27 protein-coding genes are annotated in these 26,172 nt (G+C 44.8%); 9 read left to right on the top strand and 18 right to left on the bottom strand.

The window, feature by feature from the left end; all coding sequences use genetic code 11:
- Positions 1-221: 221 nt before the first annotated feature.
- A complete protein-coding gene (locus HQQ92_RS10845; protein ID WP_173245264.1) occupies positions 222-1,742 on the top strand; it encodes a methyl-accepting chemotaxis protein in 1,521 nt (506 codons plus the stop codon).
- A gap of 174 nt (positions 1,743-1,916) precedes the next feature.
- Here the strand turns inward: HQQ92_RS10845 and HQQ92_RS10850 are convergent, their stop codons facing one another.
- Positions 1,917-2,357 carry a YcgN family cysteine cluster protein gene (locus tag HQQ92_RS10850; protein ID WP_028760190.1) on the bottom strand — a complete coding sequence of 147 codons (441 nt, stop codon included), beginning with the start codon at positions 2,355-2,357 and terminating at the stop codon, positions 1,917-1,919.
- A gap of 143 nt (positions 2,358-2,500) precedes the next feature.
- Complete coding sequence (locus HQQ92_RS10855; RefSeq protein WP_028760191.1) at positions 2,501-2,779, bottom strand: YcgL domain-containing protein; 279 nt, start codon at positions 2,777-2,779, stop codon at positions 2,501-2,503.
- A 122-nt stretch (positions 2,780-2,901) separates the two neighbouring features.
- Here HQQ92_RS10855 and minC point away from each other — a divergent pair, with 122 nt between their 5' ends.
- Genes minC through minE form a run of 3 tightly spaced genes read left to right on the top strand, consistent with a single transcriptional unit; the run spans position 2,902 to position 4,664 of the window.
- Positions 2,902-3,567: a septum site-determining protein MinC gene (gene minC, locus HQQ92_RS10860; protein WP_173245267.1), complete on the top strand. Its 666-nt coding sequence runs from the start codon at positions 2,902-2,904 to the stop codon at positions 3,565-3,567.
- A gap of 27 nt (positions 3,568-3,594) precedes the next feature.
- On the top strand, positions 3,595-4,404 hold the full coding sequence (gene minD / locus HQQ92_RS10865) for a septum site-determining protein MinD (protein ID WP_006086391.1): 810 nt from the start codon (positions 3,595-3,597) through the stop codon (positions 4,402-4,404).
- A gap of 2 nt (positions 4,405-4,406) precedes the next feature.
- Positions 4,407-4,664, top strand: coding sequence for a cell division topological specificity factor MinE (minE, locus tag HQQ92_RS10870; protein ID WP_028760193.1), 258 nt, complete (start codon positions 4,407-4,409; stop codon positions 4,662-4,664).
- Between the two features lie 92 nt (positions 4,665-4,756).
- Here minE and rnd read toward each other — a convergent pair whose 3' ends face one another.
- The 7 genes from rnd to tsaB all read right to left on the bottom strand — a co-directional run bounded on the left by rnd (position 4,757) and on the right by tsaB (position 11,575).
- Positions 4,757-5,866: a ribonuclease D gene (rnd, locus tag HQQ92_RS10875; protein ID WP_173245270.1), complete on the bottom strand. Its 1,110-nt coding sequence runs from the start codon at positions 5,864-5,866 to the stop codon at positions 4,757-4,759.
- A gap of 70 nt (positions 5,867-5,936) precedes the next feature.
- Entirely contained in the window at positions 5,937-7,610 is a 1,674-nt protein-coding gene (gene fadD, locus HQQ92_RS10880) for a long-chain-fatty-acid--CoA ligase FadD (protein WP_105252274.1), read from the bottom strand.
- 201 nt (positions 7,611-7,811) lie between these two features.
- The gene (locus HQQ92_RS10885; RefSeq protein ID WP_168824028.1) at positions 7,812-8,675 is read right to left on the bottom strand and encodes an alpha/beta fold hydrolase; all 864 of its coding nucleotides are present in this window, start codon (positions 8,673-8,675) and stop codon (positions 7,812-7,814) included.
- A gap of 21 nt (positions 8,676-8,696) precedes the next feature.
- Positions 8,697-9,509 carry a class I SAM-dependent methyltransferase gene (locus HQQ92_RS10890; RefSeq protein ID WP_028760197.1) on the bottom strand — a complete coding sequence of 271 codons (813 nt, stop codon included), beginning with the start codon at positions 9,507-9,509 and terminating at the stop codon, positions 8,697-8,699.
- A gap of 210 nt (positions 9,510-9,719) precedes the next feature.
- Positions 9,720-10,448, bottom strand: coding sequence for a M50 family metallopeptidase (locus HQQ92_RS10895; protein ID WP_173245273.1), 729 nt, complete (start codon positions 10,446-10,448; stop codon positions 9,720-9,722).
- Positions 10,441-10,755 (bottom strand): hypothetical protein, encoded by a 315-nt coding sequence (locus HQQ92_RS10900; RefSeq protein ID WP_006081355.1) that lies wholly within the window; start codon positions 10,753-10,755, stop codon positions 10,441-10,443. Before HQQ92_RS10900 ends, HQQ92_RS10895 begins: the two co-directional genes overlap by 8 nt.
- 106 nt (positions 10,756-10,861) lie before the next feature.
- Positions 10,862-11,575 carry a tRNA (adenosine(37)-N6)-threonylcarbamoyltransferase complex dimerization subunit type 1 TsaB gene (gene tsaB / locus HQQ92_RS10905; protein ID WP_173245276.1) on the bottom strand — a complete coding sequence of 238 codons (714 nt, stop codon included), beginning with the start codon at positions 11,573-11,575 and terminating at the stop codon, positions 10,862-10,864.
- A 351-nt stretch (positions 11,576-11,926) separates the two neighbouring features.
- On the opposite strand from tsaB, the gene hemB reads away from it, so the two are divergent.
- Positions 11,927-12,910, top strand: coding sequence for a porphobilinogen synthase (gene hemB, locus HQQ92_RS10910; protein ID WP_028760201.1), 984 nt, complete (start codon positions 11,927-11,929; stop codon positions 12,908-12,910).
- A 154-nt stretch (positions 12,911-13,064) separates the two neighbouring features.
- On the opposite strand, the gene HQQ92_RS10915 is transcribed toward hemB, so the two are convergent.
- Positions 13,065-13,970 carry a bifunctional methionine sulfoxide reductase B/A protein gene (locus HQQ92_RS10915; protein WP_173248648.1) on the bottom strand — a complete coding sequence of 302 codons (906 nt, stop codon included), beginning with the start codon at positions 13,968-13,970 and terminating at the stop codon, positions 13,065-13,067.
- A gap of 393 nt (positions 13,971-14,363) precedes the next feature.
- Here HQQ92_RS10915 and HQQ92_RS10920 point away from each other — a divergent pair, with 393 nt between their 5' ends.
- Together HQQ92_RS10920 and ylqF are read left to right on the top strand one after the other, a co-directional pair.
- The gene (locus tag HQQ92_RS10920; RefSeq protein ID WP_173245279.1) at positions 14,364-15,203 is read left to right on the top strand and encodes an isopenicillin N synthase family oxygenase; all 840 of its coding nucleotides are present in this window, start codon (positions 14,364-14,366) and stop codon (positions 15,201-15,203) included.
- A gap of 150 nt (positions 15,204-15,353) precedes the next feature.
- A complete protein-coding gene (gene ylqF, locus HQQ92_RS10925) occupies positions 15,354-16,295 on the top strand; it encodes a ribosome biogenesis GTPase YlqF (RefSeq protein ID WP_011919190.1) in 942 nt (313 codons plus the stop codon).
- A gap of 302 nt (positions 16,296-16,597) precedes the next feature.
- On the opposite strand, the gene HQQ92_RS10930 is transcribed toward ylqF, so the two are convergent.
- The 7 genes from HQQ92_RS10930 to HQQ92_RS10960 form a co-directional block, all read right to left on the bottom strand.
- Positions 16,598-16,975, bottom strand: coding sequence for an SH3 domain-containing protein (locus HQQ92_RS10930; protein ID WP_173245282.1), 378 nt, complete (start codon positions 16,973-16,975; stop codon positions 16,598-16,600).
- Between the two features lie 333 nt (positions 16,976-17,308).
- The gene (locus HQQ92_RS10935) at positions 17,309-19,297 is read right to left on the bottom strand and encodes a GMC family oxidoreductase (RefSeq protein ID WP_173245285.1); all 1,989 of its coding nucleotides are present in this window, start codon (positions 19,295-19,297) and stop codon (positions 17,309-17,311) included.
- Positions 19,294-19,824, bottom strand: a complete 531-nt coding sequence (locus HQQ92_RS10940) for a hypothetical protein (RefSeq protein ID WP_173245288.1) — start codon at positions 19,822-19,824, stop codon at positions 19,294-19,296. The genes HQQ92_RS10935 and HQQ92_RS10940 overlap by 4 nt, the downstream gene beginning before the upstream one ends.
- A 19-nt stretch (positions 19,825-19,843) precedes the next feature.
- Positions 19,844-21,160: a hypothetical protein gene (locus tag HQQ92_RS10945; RefSeq protein ID WP_173245291.1), complete on the bottom strand. Its 1,317-nt coding sequence runs from the start codon at positions 21,158-21,160 to the stop codon at positions 19,844-19,846.
- A 990-nt stretch (positions 21,161-22,150) separates the two neighbouring features.
- A complete protein-coding gene (locus HQQ92_RS10950) occupies positions 22,151-22,618 on the bottom strand; it encodes a GNAT family N-acetyltransferase (protein WP_173245294.1) in 468 nt (155 codons plus the stop codon).
- Positions 22,619-22,850: 232 nt separating this feature from the next.
- Positions 22,851-23,069, bottom strand: coding sequence for a hypothetical protein (locus tag HQQ92_RS10955; RefSeq protein ID WP_173245296.1), 219 nt, complete (start codon positions 23,067-23,069; stop codon positions 22,851-22,853).
- A gap of 70 nt (positions 23,070-23,139) precedes the next feature.
- Complete coding sequence (locus HQQ92_RS10960) at positions 23,140-24,069, bottom strand: DNA ligase (RefSeq protein ID WP_173245298.1); 930 nt, start codon at positions 24,067-24,069, stop codon at positions 23,140-23,142.
- A gap of 279 nt (positions 24,070-24,348) precedes the next feature.
- Here HQQ92_RS10960 and HQQ92_RS10965 point away from each other — a divergent pair, with 279 nt between their 5' ends.
- The gene (locus HQQ92_RS10965) at positions 24,349-24,720 is read left to right on the top strand and encodes a diacylglycerol kinase (RefSeq protein ID WP_028760259.1); all 372 of its coding nucleotides are present in this window, start codon (positions 24,349-24,351) and stop codon (positions 24,718-24,720) included.
- Positions 24,721-24,730: 10 nt separating this feature from the next.
- On the opposite strand, the gene hdfR is transcribed toward HQQ92_RS10965, so the two are convergent.
- Positions 24,731-25,600 (bottom strand): HTH-type transcriptional regulator HdfR, encoded by an 870-nt coding sequence (gene hdfR, locus HQQ92_RS10970; RefSeq protein WP_028760260.1) that lies wholly within the window; start codon positions 25,598-25,600, stop codon positions 24,731-24,733.
- A 108-nt stretch (positions 25,601-25,708) separates the two neighbouring features.
- Between hdfR and HQQ92_RS10975 the strand changes: the two genes are divergently transcribed.
- Complete coding sequence (locus HQQ92_RS10975) at positions 25,709-26,158, top strand: DUF413 domain-containing protein (RefSeq protein ID WP_028760261.1); 450 nt, start codon at positions 25,709-25,711, stop codon at positions 26,156-26,158.
- The last annotated feature ends 14 nt before the right edge of the window (positions 26,159-26,172 follow it).

Consider the following 26,172-nt stretch of genomic DNA (forward strand, 5'->3'; position numbering starts at 1 on the left):
CAATTCTGACGTAAACAACTTCCGCTTTCAGCCACTAGCAGCATTTGTAACTAAACTGTAAACTCACATCTGTACCTTGCCAAAATTGCAGCAAACAACACAATAACGACTGCAATTAGACTACATTAACCATATAAATCATTACAAAACAGAAAACTATAAAGTCTATGGCAAACTGACCGATATAAATTCGGTTTATAGCCCATTTTATCGAGGCACTCATGAAAGAAGTAAAATTTCGCTGGATAGATCAATATCTTATCCATATGACCTTAAAAACTAAATTCGCTATTCTCTCTATCGTTCCCATGTTAATGATTGTCGGACTGGCGCTTTTCCTAGATAACCAATCCCAGCAAACCTTAATTCAAGGACAGCTCAACAGTCTGCAAAATGCTTCACAACAAATCAACCAAGTCACTGGCAGCTTATATAACAAACTACCAGAGCAAGAACGCCAAACTATGCTTAATCAACTTAGTCGCGAAATTGAAGGTAATGTCAGCATTGTTTCGGTAAATGAAGTCGATAGCAAAGCCCAATCCATCGCTCGCAGTGGTGGTGGTATTGATGATAGCGGTAAGCAACCTAGAGCTGTGAGTCGGGTTAACGATCAAAACCTGATCACGATTATTCCCCTAGACAGCAAAGAAATTGATGCCTTGCTCGCCAACGATAACCTACTGGTTTATGGCCTAATGGCGGCACTCTTATTTGTGCTATTTTTGTTCAGCTATTACATTTCAACCTTCGTAGGCGGCGCACTTTATACGACAGTGATGGCATTAAAACGGGCCGCATCGGGTGATTTAACGGGGCGTTTAAACTTCTTCGAAGTAAAAGACGAGTTCAGTATCTTAGCTATCAGCATAGATACCTTAGTAGAACGTCAACATACCTTAGTAAAGCAAATCGCAGAATCGACCGCTAAAATACGCGAAGTTGTATCATCGTTTCGTAACACAGCGCAGCAAGGTCAATCCTTGGCGGTAAACCAGAGACAACATCTAGACTCCTTAGCGACGGCAATGGAAGAAATGACCGCCGCAGTGAAAGAAGTTGCCCGCAATGCCGAACAATCCTCAGCTGAAACCCAAGAAGCCAATCAACAGGTTAGCGCGGGCGGGAAAGATATTGAAACCACAGTTAAGGCCATCGATGTGTTATCGGATGAAATCTCCGCGGCCTCAAATGCGGTGGGTGTACTCAATGACAACGCCAGTAAAATTGATGAAGTGGTATCAACCATTAATGCGATTTCCCAGCAAACCAACCTACTGGCCCTCAACGCGGCAATTGAAGCGGCACGCGCAGGTGAACAAGGTCGTGGCTTTGCCGTGGTGGCCGATGAGGTACGTACTTTAGCGGGGAGAACTCAGGCCGCAACGGTTGAAATCAAAACCATGATTGAATCACTTCAATCGGGTACTCGCAATCTGACACAAGTGATGTCGCGTACTGTGAATCAAGCCAATGAAGGTAAACAACACGTACTGCAAACGGGTAAAGACTTAGAGTTTATCGCCCACCACAGCAACAAAGTGTTTGAAATGAGTGTACTAATCGCCACCTCGGCCGAAGAACAATCGGCAGTGGCCAACGAGATTGCGACTAACCTGATGGAAATCCGCAACCAGTCCCACAATGTGGAGCAATCGGCCAACCAGTCAGTTTCAGGTTGCGATGAGCTGCAAGCGACTGCGGGGCAACTGGATCAGTTGATGGTGGGATTAAAAATCTAGTCGAGCATTATTTGATGGAGTTTAAATTCACTTAACACCCAAAATGCACAAGGGAGCGATAATCGCTCCCTTGTTGTTTTCATTCTGACGGTCACTTTCCAATCAACAAGTGTCGTTTCAATTAATAAGTTAATTTTCAATCGATAACGCTACGGCAAAATGAATTCACGTCTGTTAATCCACGTCTTTAAGTGGCCATAGCACGATATGATCTTCAATATCCTTCACGCGTCTTTCATCCACCACCTTGCCTTGGATCGACATACCCGCTAAATGCATCGCTTCTTTGGAGCCTGTGAGCAGCGGATGCCAGCTCGGTAGCTCACGCCCTGCCGCTAGGCGGCGATAGGCACAACTGTCGGGCAACCAAGTTAACTCATGGATATTATCAATCGTGATCACTGTACATTGGGGGACATAGGTGAAACGGTCACTGTAATGCTGACAGCCTGCCGTTTGATGATCGAGCAAAAGGCAAGCTGCATTGGTGTAATACAAGTCTTCGGTTTCATCATCTATCAACTTGTTTAAACAACATTTACCACAACCGTCACACAGTGATTCCCACTCGGTTGTGCTCATCTGCGCTAATGTTTTACTCTGCCAAAATGCCATGATTAACTGTATCTTCTTAATAAAAAACCCGCTCAATGCGGGCTATTTTACACTAATTTGTCGTCAGATACGCAATGCCACTGAGATTAACGAGTGTGGTTTGACGCGCCTGAGCTCATTAGCAGCGTCTTGATGCTACCCAGTTAATCTTTGATCCCAAGGCTCAGCTTATGCTCAGCCAATAAATTCACCTGAGGTGGCGGAATTTGTAAATAAAAGCCATTTTCTGCCATTGCTGCTCTGACTTTATGTATATCTGCCATACCTAACGCGTCGCGTTTAGCGATAGGAAACACCATCACCAACTTTGGCACGCCAAACATTTCCATCAAAGGCACTGGAACATCGTCAAAACAATCTCTTTTCTTCACAAATAAATAAGTATCAGCCTTTCGGCTACTTTTATAAACGGCACATAGCATAAGAATCAAATATCCAATAGTTCAAACTTGCCAGTCAATGGGGCACACTATAACATGGTCGCCTAGTAATTTAATTGTAAAATCAGCGAACCGACTGATGATTTCTGGAGAATAGTGCCGGGATGTCAAAACCTAGCTTAGAGTTAAAAGGCGCTTCTTTTACTCTTTCAGTGCTTCATATTAATAGCAGCGATTTACAAGCTGTCATGACTGAATTAGACCATAAGTTGGCACAGGCTCCTCAGTTTTTTCTGGGTGCTCCTTTAGTCGTCAATCTGAGTGCCATTCAGCACGACAACTTGAATTTAAGTGCGTTAAAGGATCTGCTGATCTCACGTCAATTAGTGATTGTTGGTATAACGGGCGCGACAACCGTACTCAGTAAACAGGCTAAAGACTTAGGCCTTGCCATAGTCAAAGCGGGAAAACAGAGCAGTACCCCGCCGCCGGCCCCGCGCCAAACTAAAATAGTGAAGCAAAATATTCGTTCAGGCCAACAAGTCTATGCAAAAAATGGTGATTTAATCATATTTGGTGCGGTAGGCAATGGCGCAGAAGTCATCGCAGATGGTAGCATTCATATCTATGGCGCATTACGAGGGAAAGCCATGGCAGGCGCCGCGGGCGATACCAGCGCCGTTATCATTGCCCACTCTCTGGAGGCCGAACTCGTTTCAATAGCAGGGCAATATTGGCTCGCTGAAAATCTACAACAACATAGCTCAGATAAAAGCGGCTGCATTCGCCTAAACGGTGAGTCGCTTATGGTTGAATCATTGCCCCTCTAAATGGCAGAACAAAGGATAGAGAGAAACATGGCACAAATTATTGTTGTCACTTCAGGTAAAGGCGGCGTAGGTAAAACCACATCGAGTGCTGCAATTGCGACCGGTCTTGCCATGCAAGGACACAAGACAGTCGTTATTGATTTCGATATAGGTTTACGAAACTTAGACTTGATCATGGGTTGCGAGCGTCGTGTTGTTTATGACTTCGTTAATGTGATCAATGGTGAAGCCAATTTAAATCAAGCGCTGATCAAAGATAAACGCTGCGATAAGTTATTCGTTTTACCCGCTTCACAGACCCGTGATAAAGATGCACTGACCAAAGAAGGCGTCGGCCGTGTTCTAGACGATTTGGCCAAAGACTTTGAATTTATTCTGTGTGACTCTCCCGCAGGGATTGAGCAAGGCGCTATGATGGCATTGTATTTTGCCGATATCGCCATTGTGACCACTAACCCAGAAGTCAGCTCAGTGCGCGACTCAGACCGTATTTTAGGTATGTTGCAAAGCAAATCACGCCGCGCCGAGCTAAACCTTGAGCCGATAAAAGAATATTTACTCTTGACTCGTTATTCTCCGAGTCGTGTAAAATCGGGCGAAATGTTAAGTGTCGACGATGTTCAAGAAATTCTGGCCATTGAGTTACTCGGCGTTATTCCTGAGTCACAATCTGTACTGAAAGCCTCTAACTCAGGCGTACCAGTGATTATCGACCAAGAAAGTGATGCGGGTTTAGCCTACAGTGATACAGTCGCACGCTTACTGGGTGAAGATGTACCAGTACGCTTTATTACGGAAGAAAAGAAAGGTTTCTTACAACGGATATTTGGTAGCTAATTATGTCTTTACTCGACTATTTCAAAAGCAAGAAAAAGCCTAGCACTGCGGTAATGGCAAAAGAGCGCCTACAGATCATCGTGGCTCATCAACGTGGACAAAGGGACACTCCCGATTATTTCCCACAGATGAAACAAGAGATCATTGCCGTTATTCGCAAATATGTGCCGATTTCTGATGATCAAGTTTCTGTGCAGTTAGATCAAAACGACGCCAACCTGTCGGTACTCGAGCTTAACGTCACTTTGCCTGACAGATAAGTCGATGACACAAAAAATGTCATCTTCAATTGAAGATGACATTTTGATGTGGATGTTTTTCTGCGATAGCTTCAAGTACGAAATATTAAGCACTAGACCTCAAGCTTTGCTAAAGCCTCAGTTGCCAATTCCCCTCGCCAACCGCATAACACTGCCGGTAAATCCCCTTGTTGCTTATCCCAACGCCATTGCAAAAACTCATGGATATGACGTTTAGAACCGAGCATTTCCTGCGGCACATCATGCTGTTCGCACAACTCAACTAAGCAGCTTTTAATCGCCTTAAAGGCCGATTTATAACCCGACTTCAACGCCATCACATCCACTAACTCGGGTAAATTGACCAAATCAGCGGTTTGCAGCACACGTAATAAATCTTTGCCGTGGATACGTTTTTCTTGCTCAGTCAAATCATTGAGCTTAAACAAGTCGGCCGAGGATTTAGGTTGCTTCTTCGCCAATGCGATAAGACCATGATCTTTGACCACAAAACCTAGGGCTAAATCACGCACTAAGGCTTTTTCAAGACGCCACTTAGCAAGCACTTTAAGATAAGCCAATTGGATTTCGGTAAGTTGAAAAGCATTTTTCACTTTCAAATAGGCTGTATCAAGATCAGGATCGGCAAGCCTGCCCTGAGTCATCCTTTCCCCTTCCTCGTATAACCAAGCTAAACGCCCTTGGGCGCTGAGTTTCGCTTCCAGTTGAGGATAGAGCTGATACAAATACAGGACGTCATTGGCGGCGTAGCTTAACTGGGCTTCCGTTAAAGGACGACGGATCCAATCTGTACGCGACTCACCTTTATCGATCACTTCACCAAGGCAAGTTTCAACTAACTTGGCATAACCCACACCGTGGCCCATACCACACAAAGAGGCGGCAATTTGGCTATCAAACAAAGGCGTAGGCTGACATTTGCCATAGTGGGCAAAAACTTCTAAGTCTTCACTGCAGGAATGCACTAGCTTAACGATATTCGGGTCCGATAACAGCGCCCAAAACTGGGCTAAATCAGGTAAAGCCACCGGATCAATCAAAGCTAAGGTTTTACCATCATAGGCTTGGATCAAACCTAACTTGGCATAATAAGTACGAGTACGAACAAACTCGGTATCTAACACGAGTATCTTACTCTGTTTATATTGGGCAACGAGGGCATTAAGGCTTGCTTCATCACTCACATATTGAAACGCTGACAAATTCTTCTCCAGATCCTGTGGGTCAATCACAGTCCATAAAAACAAAAGCCGGCAAATGCCGGCTTCAATCTTACGCGCGCTTAGCTTCGTCTCTAAGCTCTCGTCGCAAGATTTTACCCACGTTGGTTTTAGGTAACTCGTCCCTAAATTCTACCAGCTTCGGCACTTTATATCCCGTTAAATGAATACGGCAGTGCTTAATGATGTCTTCAGCGGTTAAAGATTTATCTTTTGCCACCACAAATACCTTCACTAACTCACCACTGGCGTCGTTTGGGACACCAACGGCAGCCACTTCAATCACTTTGGGATGAAGTGCGACCACTTCTTCGACTTCGTTAGGGAATACATTAAATCCTGAGACTAAGATCATGTCTTTCTTACGATCGACAATATAGAAAAAACCTTTCTCATCCATGTAACCAATATCGCCCGTGGCTAACCAGCCGTCAGTGTCGATCACTTTGGCGGTTTCTTCAGGACGTTGCCAATAGCCTTTCATCACCTGAGGACCTTTACCAAAAAGCTCGCCGGTTTCGCCTTGGGCTAATACCTTGCCGTCATCATTACGGATTTGGATCAGTGTCGAAGGGGCAGGAAAACCAATTGAACCGTTATAACCGTCTAAGTTATATGGACAACAGGTTAATAAGGGTGAGGCTTCCGTCAGACCATAACCTTCAAGTAAACGGGTTTTAGTAATGGTTTGCCATTTATCCGCCACAGCTTTTTGTACCGCCATGCCGCCACCGATAGAGAGTTTTAAGCGTGAGAAATCCAACTGGGAAAAATCATCACTGTTCACTAACGCGTTAAACAAGGTGTTTACCCCGGTCAATGCAGTGAAAGGATACTTTTTCAACTCGGCCACAAATCCTGGGATATCACGAGGATTGGTGATGAGTAAGTTCTGGCTGCCTTTGTGCAAAAACAGCAGGCAATTCACTGTCAACGCGAAGATGTGATACAGCGGCAAGGCCGTTACCACAAACTCGCTGCCATCGTTTAAGGCGGGCGAATAAGCGCCATCGGCCTGCAAAACGTTGGCGACAATATTGCCATGGGTCAACATCGCGCCTTTAGACACCCCAGTTGTGCCACCTGTATATTGCAAAAACGCTAAATCGTCGTTAGTGACTTCAGGCTTGATGTATTGCATGCGACGACCGGTTGATAAGGTGTCGCGCATCGATAAAGCATGGGGTAAATCGTATTTTGGCACTAACTTCTTAATGTACTTCACCACAAAGTTCACTAAGGTGCGTTTTGGCGCACTTAATTGGTCACCTAAACTGGTGATAATGACGCTTTCAACGGGCGTTTGTTCGACAACTTCTTCTAAGGTACGGGCGAAGTTTGACACTACAACTATGGCTTTGGCGCCAGAGTCAATCAACTGATGTTTAAGTTCGCGCGGTGTATAAAGTGGGTTAACGTTAACAACCACCATACCTGCACGCAAAACACCAAACAGTGCAATGGGATACTGCAACAGGTTTGGCATCATCAAAGCGACACGGTCGCCCTTTTCAAGCTTTAATTCATTTTGTAAATACGCAGCGAATGCTCGGCTGCGTTCTTCCAATTTACGATAGGTTAGCGTGGCACCCATGTTGATAAATGCAGGTTGATCTTCATACTTAGCCACCGCTGTCTCGAACATATCGACAAGCGATGAGTATTGTTCCACATTAATTTCAGCAGGCACATCTTCTGGCAAATGATTAATCCAAGGCTGATCCACTACTCTCTCCTAAATCCCCACAACTGCGGAAACAATATCCATACAAGCGTCAAGACTCGATAAATACCGAGTTAAAATACCGGCTTACATTTTATAGTTATTAATTTACTCGTCATAAATCATACGAGCGTTTTAATTTTGATCATCACATAAAAAAAACAAAAAACCTAGCGTCTTTTTTATACCCATATAAGCAACCTATTAAACGAATTTGCGGATCAAACGTGCAACGCCTTCGGCATTGTCCATATGCACATGATGATCGCCCTCAATTATGTGCTCAGACAAATGCTTGAACCACGTTCTGGCCTTAGGTATCGCGCTCTGCAACTGGCTAAATCCCTGTTTGCCACAAATTAATAAGGTTTCGACATTGATGTCCTGCATCAAGGCATCAACTTGGGCGAAGGTTAATCGTTGGGGTGAATCTAATCTTAATCGAGGATCACTACGCCAACCTATGCCATCACCTTCGGGCTGCATATTACGATCGAGCAACAAACGACACCAAGGTTCAGCAAGTCCTGTTAAATGTGCCCTCGCCCGCACCGCAGTATCTATACTGTCGTAAATCTTTGCCTGCCCATGCTTCTGAGTTAAATACTTCTCATGCTGATAGAAGCTTTTTTTCAATCGCGCCTTAGCTTGCGTTGGCAACTCAGACAAGGGGCTTAACGCTTCAATCAATACCAGCTTGTTAACCTTTTCGGGAAATGTCGCCGTGTAAGCTGAGGCGATTATACCGCCAAGCGAATGCCCAATCATTGCCGCTGGCTTTTGCGGTAATGCCGTTAACAACGCGTCTAAATCATACAAATAATCAATCCAATGCAGCGGATAGTGTCCCGGCCTATGTGCAGAAAAGCCGTGTCCTGGCCAATCAATGGCGAGCACTTGATAATCGAGTAAATGCGCTGTTAAAGGTTCAAAACTGTTGGCGTTATCTAACCAACCATGTAAGGCAAGCAATAAAGGTTTATCCTTCGCCCCCCATAATCGGCCCGCGACCGTAATATGAGGTAATACAAATTCAATTTGATTTTTGGGGGCGAAAGATTGCCACATAATGCCTCTGATGTCAGGTAATTAAGATGATTTTTTGACAAATTTAAGTGTCATACGGTCACTTTCACCGATCGCTTGGTATTTTTCTTTATCGGTATCACCCAAGGCAAAAGAGGGCGGTAGCGTCCAAACACCTTTGGCGTAATCCTTAGTATCTTTGGGGTTCGCATTGATTTCTGCACTTTCAACTAAGGTAAAACCTGCTTTTTTGGCTAAAGCAACCATAGCCGCTTGATCCATATAGCCAGTGCTGAAGTTCATTCCTTCGTTAGCTCTATGCTCTACCACGCCAAAGATACCGCCGTCCTTCAACACTTTATAAGACGCGGCAAACACGTTTTCCAGCTGATCTGTCGATGCCCAGTTATGTAGATTTCGGAAGGTTAATACCAGATCAGCACTACCGTCAGCACCTAAATCCATCTTATGTGGAGGATCGAAGGTAACAATCTTAGCATTGCCCATGACGTCTTTATTGGCCGTCATCCACGCAGCATACTTAGTACCCGCGTTAGCGCGATAACGATTTCCGGGAGTATCTGTCGCAGGAGCCGTTTCGAAACTGGCTGCGATATATTGGCCCTCTTTAGCAAGATAAGGCCCTAATATTTCACTGTACCAGCCATTACCCGGCCAGAGTTCAATCACAGTCTGTTTTGGGGTAATGCCAAAAAAAGTTAAGGTTTCAGCGGGATGACGATAAACGTCACGACTGGCATTTTTAGCCTGACGAAAATCGCTTTTTAAGACTTTATCTAAGCTTTCATCGGCATAGGTAACACTCGAACATAAACCAGCAAGCAGCAGACTGGCAACTAAGGTGACTTTTTTCATTGTAATTCTCCATGGATACCGAAGGCTTAACCTAGCAGCCAATGGCCAAAAATCCAAGGAATAGAAGTCGGAAAACTAAGCTTTAAGCGACATAAGTGGTTATAGCTCAAAGTGATGAGCAAAATCACCTTTACCTAAATCAACAAAGTTCAAAGCAGAAAAACGATGGGGAAAACACTAGACGACTGAGGCATTAAACAAGCTTGAGAACTAACGACTTGCGGCATTATCTACGCGGCGCCACGCAAAATACAAAGCGCAGGCACTGGTTAATAACCATAATCCCACCCAAATCCACGCGGGGATCCAAGAACGCTCGGCCAACATCACTGCATCACCTTGACCATCAAGCCCGAGCAACACAGTCGGACTCGCAAGTGCATTAAGCATGATCATCAAGCCAATAATACGCAAAAACTGAGTCAACATTTTGTTTTGACTGAGTTTAAGCGGTAACAACAAAATAATAGTCAGCACAGCTAAAATCGCTAACGTGAGAATATCCCTGCCCCAAAGCAAGCCGCTTAGCACCACTAAGGCACCTAGCAAGGCAAAACTCACGCGGATCCCCTTTGGCCAAGTCGCTAATAAATAGATTAAATATCCCCAACAGGCTGCACCAAAATACCCAGCAAAGCCAATAAACATCGGCGAGCCGCCTTGGCTAAAACAAAATCCTGCTCCATTCGGAAACAACTGAATATGGCTGACCACGCCCGAGCTTAAAATCGTTGCAATACCATGGGACAGTTCATGAAAATAGCTTTCAAGCCATTTAAACGGCACGCTTAAATAGGGAATGCGAGTGATGAGTAACGCCACCACCAGCTCGATAATAAACAAGCCACGGCTTGGCACACCGCTGGCGGCTAAACCCGTTAATTTAGAAGAGGAAAATCGCGAGGTAGAACGGGGAGGCTTTTGTTGATGTTCAAGCATACAAGTCCACGCCAACCATTTGCTGAATTTCATCGCGTTTGGCGGCATGTTGAGTTTGTAAATATTGGGCTATCGCCCCCTGATGGCCACGCGTATCTTGCTCATACTCGAGGTGCGCGCCGAGCCTTGACTGTAAATTTCCTGCTGCGCTTTTACTTTTAGGCTGGGTTTCTAAACTAAGGGCTTCGACGGCATCTTGCTCAATCACTGGGCGTGACGATTCAGGCGCAGTCAGCCCCTGAGCGATAGCGGGTCTATTACTCGCTACAGCATTAGTCAAACTCATTTGATTCACATTAACTTGCATCAAGAAGCCTTAAGTTTGCACTATTCATCGTTAAGCCATTCATCGTAAAGAATGCTTAGCATTAATTGCCTGAGATTCTATCGCAGATACTCAGGCAAAGAACAGCTTATTCACGACCGGGTAACTTTTTCCATGTGACTGTATCACGTAAGTACACAGGTTCAAGCTCATCGACCGAGGTTGTCAGTCCAGCTTTTATGCCTGCTTCAGCCAATATCAGCATAGCCTTTGCATCGGGATATTTCACGGCCTCGAGAGCTAAAATCCCCTTGCCGAGTGCCAGCAAATAGGGATAAGCATCAAAACCTGTGCCGCAGCCCACAATTGGCGCTTGAGTATCGAGCTGAAGCAGTACGTCCGCAGGCGCACTGACCACTTCTTTACCTACAAGCGTTGCAATACCGTCAACGGCCACAAACTGGCCCCAATACACTTCGCCCATGCGCGCATCAATGGTGCACAAAACTTGCTCGGCTTGATGCTCGCTAATCGCCATTTGTGCCATTGCCGCTAAGGTTGAAATACCAATCACAGGCAAATCTAACCCCAGTGCCAGACCTTGCGTCATGCTAGTGCAGATGCGGATCCCCGTAAAACTGCCAGGGCCTCGTCCGTAAGCAATCGCAGTCACTTTATCTAAGCGAATGCCCGCTTGCTTGAGCACTGAATCGACCATAGGCAGCAGACGTTGACTGTGTTCACGCGGTGCATCGGCAAGTTCAGCATAAATCTGACCTTGGTATTGCAGCGCAGCTGAGCAGGATTCGGTACAAGTGTCTAAGGCAAGAATACAAGCAGAGTGTTCATGTGTTATTGTCATTTCAAAACCGGATTAGCGGGCAATATTTCGCATCAAATTTACATAATCTGTATTGCGCGAATATGCCATGAGAAAACTGGCGCAAATAATAACATCAAATGCCCGAAAACAAAGGGCTAAGCAAGCAACTCAGCTAAAATAGCGCTCACATGATATTCAGTCGCAAATCTGGACGAGATGGATTTATGTGATCTAAGTCAATGATCAATAAACTCATTAATGAATATAGCTCGCTTGGGGAAACTTTTTCAACTTTGATTGTCAGAGCAGAAAAGTAAGGGGCGAATTTATCCCTTGCCTTTCCCTTAGTATTGTACGATTGCTTTAACCCGCCTTCGATAAGGACATTTCATGTTAAACACGCCTCCATTGCGTCGCTTAAGACGCTTACGTAATTCAGAAGCAATGCGCGATCTGCTGCGCGAAACCCATATTTCGCTAAGCGATCTTATCCATCCCCTGTTCATTGAAGAGCACATCACCCATGCTGTGCCTATCTCCACGCTACCTGGCATCAGCCGTTTACCTGAGAGCGCACTGGCGGATGAAGTTCGCGAGCTTTACGCCCTCGGGATCCGCTATGTGATGCCCTTTGGGATTTCCCACACTAAGGATGATAAGGGCAGCGATACGTGGGACGACAATGGTTTACTCGCCCGTATGGTGCGCACCATTAAAGCTACCGTGCCTGAGATGATGGTAATCCCCGACATTTGTTTTTGTGAATACACAGACCACGGCCATTGCGGCGTGGTGCACAATAATGAAGTCTGCAACGATCTCACAGTCGAAAATTTAGTTAAGCAATCGATAACAGCCGCCAAAGCGGGCGCTGATATGTTAGCACCATCGGCCATGATGGACGGTCAAGTGAAAGCCATTCGCCAAGGGCTCGATGCCGCAGGTTTTGAACATGTGGCGATTCTGGCCCACTCGGCAAAATTCGCCTCTTCTTTTTACGGTCCTTTTAGAGCAGCGGTTGATTGTGAACTCAGCGGAAATCGCAAGGGATATCAACTGGATTATGCTAATGGTCGTCAAGCCCTGTTAGAAGCCTCATTAGATGAAGCCGAAGGCGCCGATATCCTGATGGTTAAACCTGGCACCCCCTACTTAGATGTGCTCAGCCGTTTAAGACAAGAAACCCACTTGCCACTCGCCGCCTATCAAGTCGGCGGTGAATATGCGGGCATTAAATTTGCCGCCCTTGCGGGCGCGTTGGATGAGCGTGCGGTGGTGACTGAAACGTTTATCGGCTTAAAGCGGGCGGGTGCAGATTTGATTGTCAGCTATTACACTAAACAATACGCCCAATGGTTAACTGAAAGCCGATAGTTGCGTCGGTAGCGAATCAAAAGTTACGCTAATCGTTAAATCGATAGCTAAGCGGCTTGTTAAGAGAACAACTAGGTTTTGCACTTTAGAAACCCCATAAAAACGCCACCTTTATCGGTGGCATTTTTGTATTTAACACCTTGTGCTAAATCGCTTAAGCCTTCTGCAATCTTGCAAACAAGGCTTTCACTTTTTCCACTTTAGGACGCACGACCATCTGACAATAGGGCTGCTCACCGTGTAAAGCGAAGTAGTCATTGTGATAATTTTCAGCGGGATAAAAAGTATCAAATGCTGAAACTTGGGTCACTATCGGCGCATCAAAAACCTTGGCTGCTGCTAACTGAGTCAGCATAGCGGTAGTTTGCTCTATCTGCTCAGCATTATGGGTAAACACCACTGAGCGATATTGTGGCCCCTTATCATTACCTTGGCGATTAAGCGTGGTCGGATCATGGCTCTCAAAAAAGACCTGTAATAACGTCGTAAAATCAATCTCCTCAGGGTTGAACTCGATATGCACAACCTCTGCATGGCCGGTTTGGCCCGAGCAAACAGATTTATAATCGGCATCATGGGCATCACCGCCAGCATAGCCAGAAGTGACATTCACCACGCCCTTTAGGCTTTTAAAAATCGCTTCGACGCACCAAAAACACCCAGCACCAAAAGTCGCAAAGTGATTAGGTGCTGGTTCAACAGCATCATCCATCCCTTTGAACACCATAGATACGGAGTTAACACAGTGACGGATATTGTTAGGTGTTAACATTTCACCTTCAAAGACATGCCCCAAGTGACCGCCGCACTGGCTACAAACAATCTCGGTTCTGCGGCCGTCGGCGTCTATGTGGCGGGTTACAGCGCCGGCAATTTCATCATCGAAGGCAGGCCAGCCACAATGGGCATTAAATTTATGCTCAGAGCGATACAAGGGGGCATGGCATTTTTTGCATAAATACAAACCCTTAGCATCGTGCTCATAATACTCACCACTAAAGGGGCGTTCAGTGCCTTTCTCTTCGATAACATAGCGTTCAAAATCGGTCAGTTTATTCATATTATCGGTCAGTTTATTCATATTAATGCCCTTTCGACTCACGTCGTTGTGTATTTCGATATTCTTTGATTAAGAAGCTGATTTATAAGGAAGCCAACATAAGACCCACTCCAAGCAAGATTTCTTGCACTCGGCTTCAAAATGCAGCTGACATCAATCCAATCACAACAAATCTAATACCCATACTAACGGATTTGGTGACTAAAATCTTACCACTCAAGTAAGTACTAATATAAGTGTTCATATTAAGTACTCATATAAGCAACTGCATAAATGACGGAAAATACGGCAGTTGATCCAGATCACAGTCGCTGAGTATTTGCACCCACATCAGCGCACGGCTACACTTGCGGCGGGTCAAATTACAACTAAATATAACAAGTAGAAACCAAAATGAAATTAGAAACCATTGATTATCGCGCTGAAAACAGTGCCCAGCAATTCGTTGAATCACTTCGGGAAACTGGCTTTGGTGTTTTATCTAATCATCCGATTGATAAGCGCTTAGTTGAAGACATCTACACCGAGTGGCAAGCCTTTTTTAATTCAGAAGCCAAAAACGACTATATGTTTAAAAAAGAAACCCACGACGGTTTCTTCCCTGCGTCGATTTCTGAAACCGCCAAAGGCAACACAGTCAAAGACATTAAAGAGTACTACCACGTGTACCCTTGGGGCCGTATCCCCGATTCACTACGTACCAATATTCTCGCCTATTACGATAAAGCCAACGCACTGGCTGCAGAACTATTAGAGTGGATCGAAACCTACTCACCAGAAGACGTAAAAGCCAAGTTTTCGATACCATTGCCAGAAATGATCGCCAATAGCCAAAAAACCTTACTGCGTATTCTGCATTACCCACCGATGACGGGCAGTGAAGAAATGGGCGCCATTCGCGCCGCAGCACATGAAGATATCAACCTTATCACAGTGTTACCTGCTGCCAATGAGCCTGGATTGCAAGTGAAAGCCAAAGATGGCACTTGGTTAGATGTTCCAAGCGATTTTGGCAACATTATTATCAATATCGGTGACATGTTACAGGAAGCCTCTGGCGGCTATTTCCCATCGACGTCACACCGCGTCATCAATCCTGAAGGTACGGATAAAACCAAGTCACGGATCTCTTTGCCGTTATTTTTACATCCAAACCCTGCTGTAGTGCTGTCAGAACGTTATACCGCTGACAGTTATCTGATGGAAAGATTGCGCGAACTCGGGGTAATCTAAGCCTTAATTCAGCCTATTAATCCAAGTAACAATCGCAAGAGACAGTCAAGGATTAAGCGATTAAAGCGCCTTAGGGCGCTTTTTTTATGACATTCGCCACCTTCAAGGTAGAATAGCCGTTCTTTAAGTTATTTAGGACAAGGCGTTATCATGGCAATTCAGTGGTATCCGGGGCATATGCACAAGGCACGCAAGGAGATTGAAGAGGCAATGCCTCAGGTCGATCTTGTTATCGAAGTGCTGGACGCGCGTATTCCCTACAGTAGCGAAAACCCCATGGTGGCTCAGCTTCGAGGCGACAAACCTTGTATCAAACTGCTCAATAAATCTGATCTGGCCGATCCAGAGATCACCGCACAATGGATTGAATACTTAGAGCGTGAGCAAGGCGTCAAAGCCACGGCGATCACAACGCTGCAAGCGGCAATGGTGAAAAAAATCCCTGATCTCTGCCGTAAGCTAGTGCCAAGTCGCGATAAAACCGAAAAAGACATTCGCACTATGATCATGGGGATACCCAACGTTGGGAAATCTACCATTATCAATACCTTAGCTGGCCGTGTTATCGCCAAAACTGGTAACGAACCTGCGGTAACCAAAACCCAGCAACGGATCAATTTACGTAACGGTATCGTGCTGTCGGATACCCCAGGTATTTTATGGCCCAAAGTGGATAACGAAGCGAGCAGCTATCGCCTTGCCGTCACTGGCGCCATTAAAGATACGGCGATGGAATATGAAGATGTGGCCCTGTTCGCCGCCAAGTATTTCTTAACCGCTTATCCAAAAGAGATTTGTGAGCGCTATAACTTAAGTGAATTACCAAAAGATGATGTTGCACTTCTCGAGGAAATCGGCCGCAAACGTGGTGCGCTGCGTCCCGGTGGTCGCATCGATATGCACAAGGCATCAGAGTTATTACTGCATGAATATCGCTCGGGGAAAATAGGCTTACTCTCGCTAGAAACGCCTGCGATGGCAGAGCTTGAAAAGATTGAAGTCGCCCGTATCATGGCCGAAAAAGAAGCAGAGAAAGAAGCCAAATTGGCAGCAGAGAGACTTAAACGTTCAGGCAAACGTCATAACGACTAATCAGCCCGCCACTCTGCATTTAGAATATAAGGCGCAGAGTTTGTTAAAGACGTTAAAGACAAGACGCTGATGACTTTTATATTCCAGCTTATAACGCTCATTCATCAAGTTTAAAGTTAAAGCCAGTATATTGAATATACTGGCTTTTTTACTAATAGAAACGGAAAGCTTGCGCTAAAAAACACTTTTTCGCCAGTGACTTCTGCGTGCCTGATATAAGATCTCAATATCCGCCAGTCATCATCCTCTTAGCACAATACACCAAGGAACCATCTTGGGTTTGACTGCACGGCAAAGGTGCTTTAGTCGCGGGATGGATCTACCACTTCTTTCAAGTTTTCTAATGGTACCCACCCTGATTCTTCACTGACAGCTTTTATACACCATACCCAACCATTCAACATTCGTGTGCCAATGAGTTGTTCCCCTTCATGCACATTAAGTTCTCTTGCCGTATAGTCCTCAAGCGCCAGCCCGTTGGAATTTTTTAGGCGCTGAATCACTTGACCAGGAACCCAACCAGCATCTTGCCCTGGCGTAGTGCAAAGGAACCAGAGATCCCAGCCTTCAGGACCTGCATATTTTTCTCCAACGGTAAGAGGATCACCTTTTTTGAACGTAATGGGGTTAGGAAACTCACTTTCATGTGGATTGACAACGATATATTTCTTAGTAGTCATGTATTCAGCTAACCTTTTGATAAATATCCGTAAAAATTAACTTTATTCGCTTATTAAAGCACGCCCAATTAACGCTCGGTTTGAGTGAAACTTATCAGTTTTCTATCAGACATACTATCCGACAACACACGCATGCACAGTTTTCAAACTAATTATCAGCATAAAAAAACTGTAATATTTTGATTTTAAATACGATGACAATAAACTGCATTATGAGTAGGAAAATGCCAGTTAGCGTAATATGAAGGTATATTCAGTTAGCCAAAAACCGCGCCAATTTGCACGCGGTTTTCAATGGGAATTAACAGCAAGCTAATGAACAATTACAACTTTTTAACTTATTTTAAGGTCTTCCAAAACATGATCTGCTGCCTGGAATGCCAACGCTGCCAAAGTGAGGGTTGGATTACCCGTTGCAACCGTTGGAAACACTCCGCTACCGACTAAAAACAGATTGCTATGATCCCAAGATTGCTGACGAGGATTCACCACCGACGTATCTCTGCAGTCCCCCATTCGATACGTCCCCACAATGTGTCCAGCACCGTAAAACGTAAAATTATGGCCCTGATATTCAAAATTATTCGATGTTACTTGACTCTTATCACCATAAAATACCGGCGCAGGCGGAGCCTTGGTATATTCCCGCGCATCAAGGGCGTCAAAGAGTTTGGTCGAAATATCTTTAGCCGACACGAACGCATTGCGCACATAATCCTCGCGTACACGATAGGTTAATTTGGGGCGCGGCAAACCTAAGTTATCTTTCAGCGTCTCCGACAACTCGACACGGTTTTCCGGATCAGGTAATTGTTCAATTAAATAGCCCATACGAATTTGCCGTGTGTAAATACCATTCAAGGTATTCACCAGTGAGGCACCAAATAAAGCGCTATTAGCAGACATGGCGGGATCAAACCGTAATGGAATCCCCTGCTGATTGACAGAATCCCCATTTAATTGCGAATTATTTTGCCCAAATACAAAATCAGCTAAGGTCGTGAATGGATCGTTCGCAGCCCACTGCCAACCTTCATTACCGATTTCAATACGATAGGCGGCACGGTCTTTACGAAAGGCGCCATCGCGTAAACTTTCGATACCCGCAGTAGATAAAGGCCCTCGAAAACCATAGACAGGATCTTTCGCCAGACCCCAGGCCAAATACATAATGTGATCCATCAAATTACGCCCCACTTGATCGCTATGGTTGGCGACGCCGTTTGGACAGGCTTTATTACGTTTAGACATGAGCAATAATTTTGGCGTCTCAATCGCGTGAGCTGCAATCACATATTTTTTACCCGTAACGGTACCGCCGCCCGTCGCGATCCCCCCGTGAGTTTGATAGGTCACATAATCAATACCAACAACATCCTTTGTGTTTTCATCCACTTGAACATTTGTCGCGACGTGACGATAAAACACATCAACATTACCGGTTTGCAATGCTCGCCCGAGCGTCACAGTAGCATCGTATTTGGCTTGGATTGGGCAAATGGGAATACAATTTGTATTCCCCGCACATTGACGGCGTTCACCCGGTAATGAATTGCGCCCCTGAGGGGTTGGTGTAACCGACAATTGAATATTGTCATACACCATATCGCTCACCGCTTGTTCATATTGTAGATCGACTAAAGATGAAACAATGCCAGGCATGGGATAATCGTAATTCGCGCCATAAACGCCATCCGGTGAAACATTAAATCCGCGATAAAGCTGATCCATTGCCTCTTTGTCACCGGCCACACCTATCTCATTGGTCGCCTGTTCATAGTAAGGAACCAGCGCCTGATAAAATTGTTTTCCACCAGGCCAATCCACACCCTGCTTATACTGGGTTTGCAACTCAAAATCATTGGGCAATAAATGCAAACTGGTTCCTAGCCAATGCCAAGTTGTGCCGCCGCCAATACGCTCATAGGAACTCGCAAAAGCAAACTTTGCTTCAGGGCTGTCAGGTTTCAAATGCTCTGGTTGCGGCGTGTAATCGAAATAACATTGCTTTGGATTGCGCCATGCGCCAATTTGCAACACGGTATAACGCGGCACATTTTCCTTCGCAGGATCAGGCAATCCGAGTGGATTATCCGCCGTCGATGCAGCTGGATTTTGTGTGGTTGGAGGATAAGGTGACTCAGGTGTTTTGGCATTGGCTTTAAAGAAGGTTTCCATGTAACCACTGCGGTCAACAGGCACTTCCTGCCCTGCTTCGAGGATTAATACTTTTTTCCCCGCCATCCCCAATTGATAAGCCATGATAGAGCCGGCAATACCTGATCCCACAATAATGACATCGTAATTGGTTTGAGTACTCATACTGCACCTCCTTGATGACCCGTATATGCCGACAGTGCAGCGGGTGGTTTCGCCCAATAGCCATAGCGATAATTTGAATCCCCCATCGGATGCGCCTGCATAACTTGCCAAACTAAACCTGTGGTATAACTTTTTGCCGAAATCATATCGCTAACCGTGGTTTCCGGCTCTGTATCCGTCACGGGAATAATGGTTGGCCATGCACCTGAGTACCACATAAAAATCAATTTACGACAGGCCAACACAAAATTAGCTCCGTTGTCTGGCGCCAGCATTTGCGTGCCAATTTGTTGTTCTGATAATTGCTGCGCTTTTAACGCCGCAAATTTTTGCAGAATAGTTGTAACTAAAGTTGGGTCCTTCGATTCTTCGGTTATTTTTTGCGTAAACACGGCTAAGTATTCGGATTTAATATCCACGGGATCCAATGTCGGGGCAATAATACTGGTAGCAAAGCCGGTTAATACCGCGCTCAAACCAATAAAATTATTCATAGTATCGGCAGTCGCGCCTGTAATATCAGTCATGATGAGTTCCTTTTGTAAATTATTGCGCGCGTTGCAGCAAGTAAGTGAAATCAGCAAAATTACCGTTAGTGGTTGCCGCATTATTGTGACAAGCCATACAGCTGCTTGATGTTTGCTTTACCGAACCTTGGATATAAGTTTCGAGCGTGGTGTTCGCTAAAAATGAGGGAGCAGGCACGCCCGTTGGATCGGTGGGATTTTTGGCATCAGTAGGCCATTGCGTACTGATCAATTCGTAGTTCTTCCATACCGATCCCGGCACTACAGCGTCGAGTGCTGCGTGATAACTGGCATTTAAGGCTTTAGCGTCGGCAGTGATAGGAATAACGCGTTCCACTTGAGTTGGTTTAGTGTGCGGGTTTGCCGGATCCCACGGGCGTGCTGGTGGTTCATTCACTTTGCAGTCAGTACATTTAGCATCGTAAAAATTATATGCCGACAATGATGCTGACTCACCTTGGGTTGGCGCGTTAGCGACATGCTCAAAGGTAGACCAAATCCATTGTGGTTCACCCGTGGTTTTGTGAGCAATGTGAAAGCCCACTAGACCGACTTGTTCAAGCGCACACGCGGGCTTGACCCCGTGTTGCTCTTCGGGATTGTTATAAACTAGCGCATAAGTCGTATAGTAATTCGTCGCATCAAACTTGCCGCCCATTTTTATCCATGAGGCCTTAAGCATGATAGAACCTACCTGCCCGGTTTTACTGTCGCTCGCGGTAAAATCGACATCGGCATTAAACTGTTTCTGTCCTTTTTTACTGTAGAGGTTATTGTCCAAAATAAAATTGAACATGGTTTCATTGGTTAATATTTCATAACGGGTATAAAGCCCGTTTTGATCAATCAATGGACCCGTTGTAAAAGGCTCGCCACTTTCATCCAACACATTCGGGGTCTTCCCTACTTGCGTTAAATAAATAGTCCCTTGAGGAATGGACTTGGGATCAATACTTTTGCAAACATCCGGCACATTATTGGACTGATCCCACCCAGGTGGTTTTACGCCATCGGGTAAAAAAATCTCCCGGCTTTCCTTCCAATGCAGCCACACGACTGGCTGGTTAGTTTTTTGCCCAATGATAGACATAGTATTGGGTGTGCCATCGGCATTTGCTGGCCAGTTAAGTGCAATAAACGATTGCCAAGAAAAATCATCAAAATCATGTTGCAGGCTTTCGAGTGAGAACGGGGCTTTTGCTGTAATTTCCAGCGGCATAACAGGGCTTAACGTGGGTAGCGTTATAGCTGCTTTTGTCTCTACTGGTGCTTCTGCATATACAGCAGCACTCATACACAAAAAAAGCGCTCTATAGCTAAAAATTTTGATAGACATGAAATTAACTCTCCTTGTTATTGGGACTTATTCAATGCTTAAAACGTTTACGACTCCACTTTCTTTAACGACTTAAAATCAGGGCTTTCACAACACCCGCCACTGCAGGCGTGATGTCACGATACAAATAGCGTACAAGACTTGACCTCAACCAAATCCCAATAAATGGGTTTCGATATTAAAATTGAAATTTGCTGTTTTGATCGCAGTCTCTGGCTTACTGAACAGGTCTGAACAGATTGATTGATACGGATAAATATTAACGTCTTTCATTGAAATTCCTTTTCATGATTGCGTTTTATCACGATACCTTGAGTCTAGATTATTCATTGAGGATCACCTCAAATGAACCTAGTAATCTCAGTGGAAGGGTTAAACACTCCTGTGTTCCCGTAGTGAAAACAATTCTATTCTGCAGAAATAAAAGTAACCTTCTGAAAATATTCCATGTTAAAAGATTGTTTACGTTTCACTTATTGTCAAGCGTGAGGCAGGAGGTTTATTTTATTTGCAAAAAAGCTCGCCGCACGACACGACGATAACAGCGGTAAAAAGCATAATGTGATATCAAGAGTTCAACATTGATCTGAAGTCTGCGAGGACCAAGCGTGGACAGGAACTAACTAAGCGATCGTAAAATCGGTCGCAACTACGCGCGGCCTATTCTTATTTGGTAGCCATTGATTCAACAATAACTGTCAAAGTTTGGAAGATTTCGACTCATTTTCATCATTAGATTCTGTAAAGAGTCACTCAGCATCTGATTATATGGCCTTGCTAATGACTTTATAAACACTTTGACTGAAACAGAACACAACTGGTTCTTACTGTTGAAACAGGAAATCTATTTTCTTGTACTGACGAAAACTCTAAGATTAAAAATGATGCCATTTGGGGATGCTTTGACCTACTTAGGTAGCCCTGTGAAATATGATCATATCGTTCCACTTGCTTCCCACAATTGAGCCGCAGTGTACCTTCACAAACTTGTTATTCACCGATGTTTGTGCCCATAACCAATACATTTATACCTTTATAATTCACTTGTTCTATAGGCTTAAACCCATGATGTAAGTATAAACCTCCAGTTAAATCTTCTGTTTGAAGATATAATTTTTTCACGCCTATTTTATGTGCTAGCGATATTATCTCTTTCACAAGTTTTGAGGCGACACCCTGTCCCCTAGCCTGCTGAGTGACGTAAACACCACCAAGCCAAAATTCAAATTCTGGGTATATGTCCATTTCTCGAATTTTTAGCTCTGCTGAACCAGCAAGAACACCATTTACTTTTCCGATGATCAAAATAGGCGCGGTATCTCGATTTATTGAAGCAGAGACTTTTTCAACGACTTCCTCCTTGGTATAACTACCATTCTCTTGGCACCATTCGTTGAAATACCAACTAGCTACCGTGTCTATCGCAGAGGGATTATCGGCAAGTAATGAAATTTCCATATATGTCCTTAGATGTACAACGATTTGATTTTCTTTATGAACAACATCTTACCAACTTAACCTTGCAAGGCAAGCAGCCCACAACCATTGATGTTTGTAGTCAAACTATACTGGGATTTCCACTAACTTTGGTTGATGTCCCGATAATCTCACCACGCCAGACCTAAAATACTATATTGCTAATTTAATCGCCCCCCATTGATGGAGCACAGTCAAACTCGACCGTAACGGGTTACCGTTTTTCGACGTTCACATCCTCAATTAATCTTGGCAGTGACTTCATATTGTCAAACCGCCACAGGTGAAACATCAGTTTGTTATCCTTACCCCTTACAAAATCGCGATTGTCATCAGCACCACAGCCTAACCCAAAGTTATGCAATCCATCTGCTCGAACAAGAGTTGGATTAGCGCTCGGTGCAAACACGACTCGGCCATCGCTGTTGTCCACAGTATCAGCTCGCGGCAGGCTTAATAGACAGCAAGCAAAGTTATATCTATGAATAACATTATGATGATGTTTACTTTGCGGTGGCTTTATTACTTGGCTCAACATCACTGCGTATCCGCAGGAAACTGGCAAATCTGGGTAAGCCATTGACAGTAAGACCAAGATATTTATAGGTAATGATAGTGCCCACTGCGGGGGGATGTTGGCGCTCAGAGAGACTAAAACCTGTGCCAATACTAAAAATTCGGCCGTCTGGGGTTTGCACTTTTAATGCGCCCATCTGCCCTGCAAATTGACCTTTACCAGGGATATAAGCGATAACAGTAGCTTCAGCATCATAATAAGGTTTTAACTTCATCAAATGAGGATTGCGGCCACTGATATAAGTCGCGGAACTGCGATGCAGCATCAAGCCTTCGGCGCCTTTTGCAACTAAGGCATCGAGTTTTTGATACAGGGCTTCAAGGCTTTCTACTTGGAACTGCACTATGACTTCAAGATAATTCGATTTGCCACTCAGTTCAGTCAGCGCAAATTGATAGCGATGCTGAAAGTCGCCACTCGCCTTGGGGACATCGAACACCATAAATCGCACTTTGCGCCAATCATCATCCTTCGCTGAGGTTTGTCGAACAAGACTGGACATCGCTTCAAACTGGCCTCGCCCAAGCCATAATTCACCATCGAGAGGATAATTCGGAAAATTTACAGTAAACCAAATGGGTGTAGCGATGGCATTTCCCTGCCGAGTGAATAATTCCTTGCCATTCCAGTAACCTCGAACCCCGTCGAGTTTCTCACTAATCAAAAAATTTTGAATATTAATATCTTGCGAAGATCGAGTCGCATCAAACTCGGTAGCAAGTTGTATGGCAGGTGGTGAGGTTTGTGCGTTAACCGAAAGAGTTAAACCGCAAAGTATGAGCAAGCTGAGCTTAAAAACACTAAAACGGATGAACTGATTAAATGTTAAATTTCGTAACGGGTTTGTATGAGTCATTCCCTTGCCCACGCTGCAATATATCCTTCATCAAGCTTAGGTCGCACGGCTAAAGTTGCACTAAAATAACCGCAAAAGTCACTAACTCCCTAAGTTAACAACGAATGTTGATGATCAAATTTGCTCAGTTAATTGTTTATGCACTTTTCATCTCAGGCTATACTGCGGCCAAATTTATGACTCAGTCAAATGTTAACAAAGACAACAGTAGGGTTTATTCACCCTGTTTTGAATGAGCAGAACCTCAGCGCTTTGTCGCTAACGTCAATTGGAAACACTATGAAACCAGCCAATAATCACGGTATTAAGCGCATATTCAGAGCGACGGGATTTTCGATGAAGGGCCTAAAGGCCGCTTGGATCCACGAAGCCGCCTTCAGACAGGAATTAATCTTAACGATAGTCATGTTACCCGTAGCCTTATGGGTTGATATCAGCACTATTGAACGCCTTATGCTGATTTTCACGTTGTTTATCGTGTTGATTGTTGAGCTATTAAACTCGGCGATTGAAGCTGTGGTTGACCGTGTCGGCAGTGAAATACACCCGTTAAGTGGCCAAGCCAAGGACATTGCCTCGGCTGCCGTCTTTATGAGTCTTGCGCTTTGTGGATTAACTTGGCTGGTTGTATTAACGCCGCTAGTGCTTTAATTCTTAGTTTCTAAACCGTCGCATGAGCAATCATTGAGCCATCGTCCCTTAAAAAGTCGATGGCTTGTTTGATCTGGGCTAAGCGGTCATTCTCAGCCCAATACGCAAGATACACATTTCGTGAAATGGCATTCGCGCCGCTGACGAGATGCAATTCGCCGCCGCGCAATGCATGTTGCACTAGATGCTCAGGTAAAAATGCGCAGCCGCCATTATTCAAGATGAAATCTAACGCAATACGTGCTGAACTCGTGTGCAGCGTTGGCACTGGCAGCGAGGCATATTCCTGCGCGTGAACAATATTGAACGCCGTACCCCAATCGACTTTTACATATTGCCCCGGCACAACCGCTTTTACCGTTTGACCTTTTAAGCTCGACACCAACAACAAATTAATTTGCCCCAGTTGCACTATCTCAAATTGATCAAGCTTTGGCGGATCGAATGAAATCGCAATATCTAGGGTACGGTCCATTAGCTGACGCGTCATTGCATTCGCGGGTAGCACTTCGGTGCGCAACGCCACGCCAGGTAAACCGACATGCAGTCCCTGTAAATAACCTTGCAAGTAAGCGTCCCAAATATTCGGCCCTGCACCAATGGCAAGCTGCGTTGTCTGTAACTGGCTGAGGGAAACATCTTGCTTAGCCCGCTCCCATGCTGTTAACACCGCTTCGGCATGACCAAGCATACGTTCGCCTGCTGGCGTGGGCTGAATATTATTACGTTGCCGTTCAAATAAGGCGACACCCAAAATGCTCTCAAGCTGTTTCACCCTAAAGCTCACAGCGCTTCGGGTGAGATAAAGATTCTCAGCCGCTTTACCAAAATGGCGAGTACGGGAGACTTCGAGAAAGGTTTTTAGTAAATCGGTATCCATAAAAATTCTTGACCAACATAGGCAAATTTTTTTGATTTATAAATCAATAATACTAGCCAATACTCCAGTTGCAAATCTTTGTATATCAAAAACTAGAGGGTATCTGCCATGTCTGAACAGTCTTTTTTTAACGCTAACAAGGGTTCTGAGACGTTTAACGGCTCAGTTGCTGCCAGTTTTGTCTCTCAAAAACGTTTCTACGACGACGCTAATTTCCCCAAAGGGTTTAAACGAAGCGGCGATTTTACCAATAAAGAAGCTGAACTCCTTGAATTGCATGGTCATGCGATGAAGAATTTAGCGGAAGGAAAAACGCTGCCTTGCACCTCCGATGAAGCCCAATTTGTGGAAGTCGCCAAAGGAAATATCGCGCCCAGTAGCTTGTTAGAGCAGATCTGGGTAAAGTATCGCAGGCTCGCCATGGGGAAACCCTTTTATGCCGTGGTTGGTACAGTGCATTTGCCTGCAACCAAGCCCGAGATAGAAATAGAGGCAGAGGCTGTATTTGATATTGAAGATGATGTTCAGGATGAACCTGAACCCGAGGATAAAGAATGAAGATTAAGGTTTGC

The organism is Shewanella sp. DC2-4, assembly GCF_013248875.1.
GTDB lineage: Bacteria > Pseudomonadota > Gammaproteobacteria > Enterobacterales > Shewanellaceae > Shewanella > Shewanella oncorhynchi.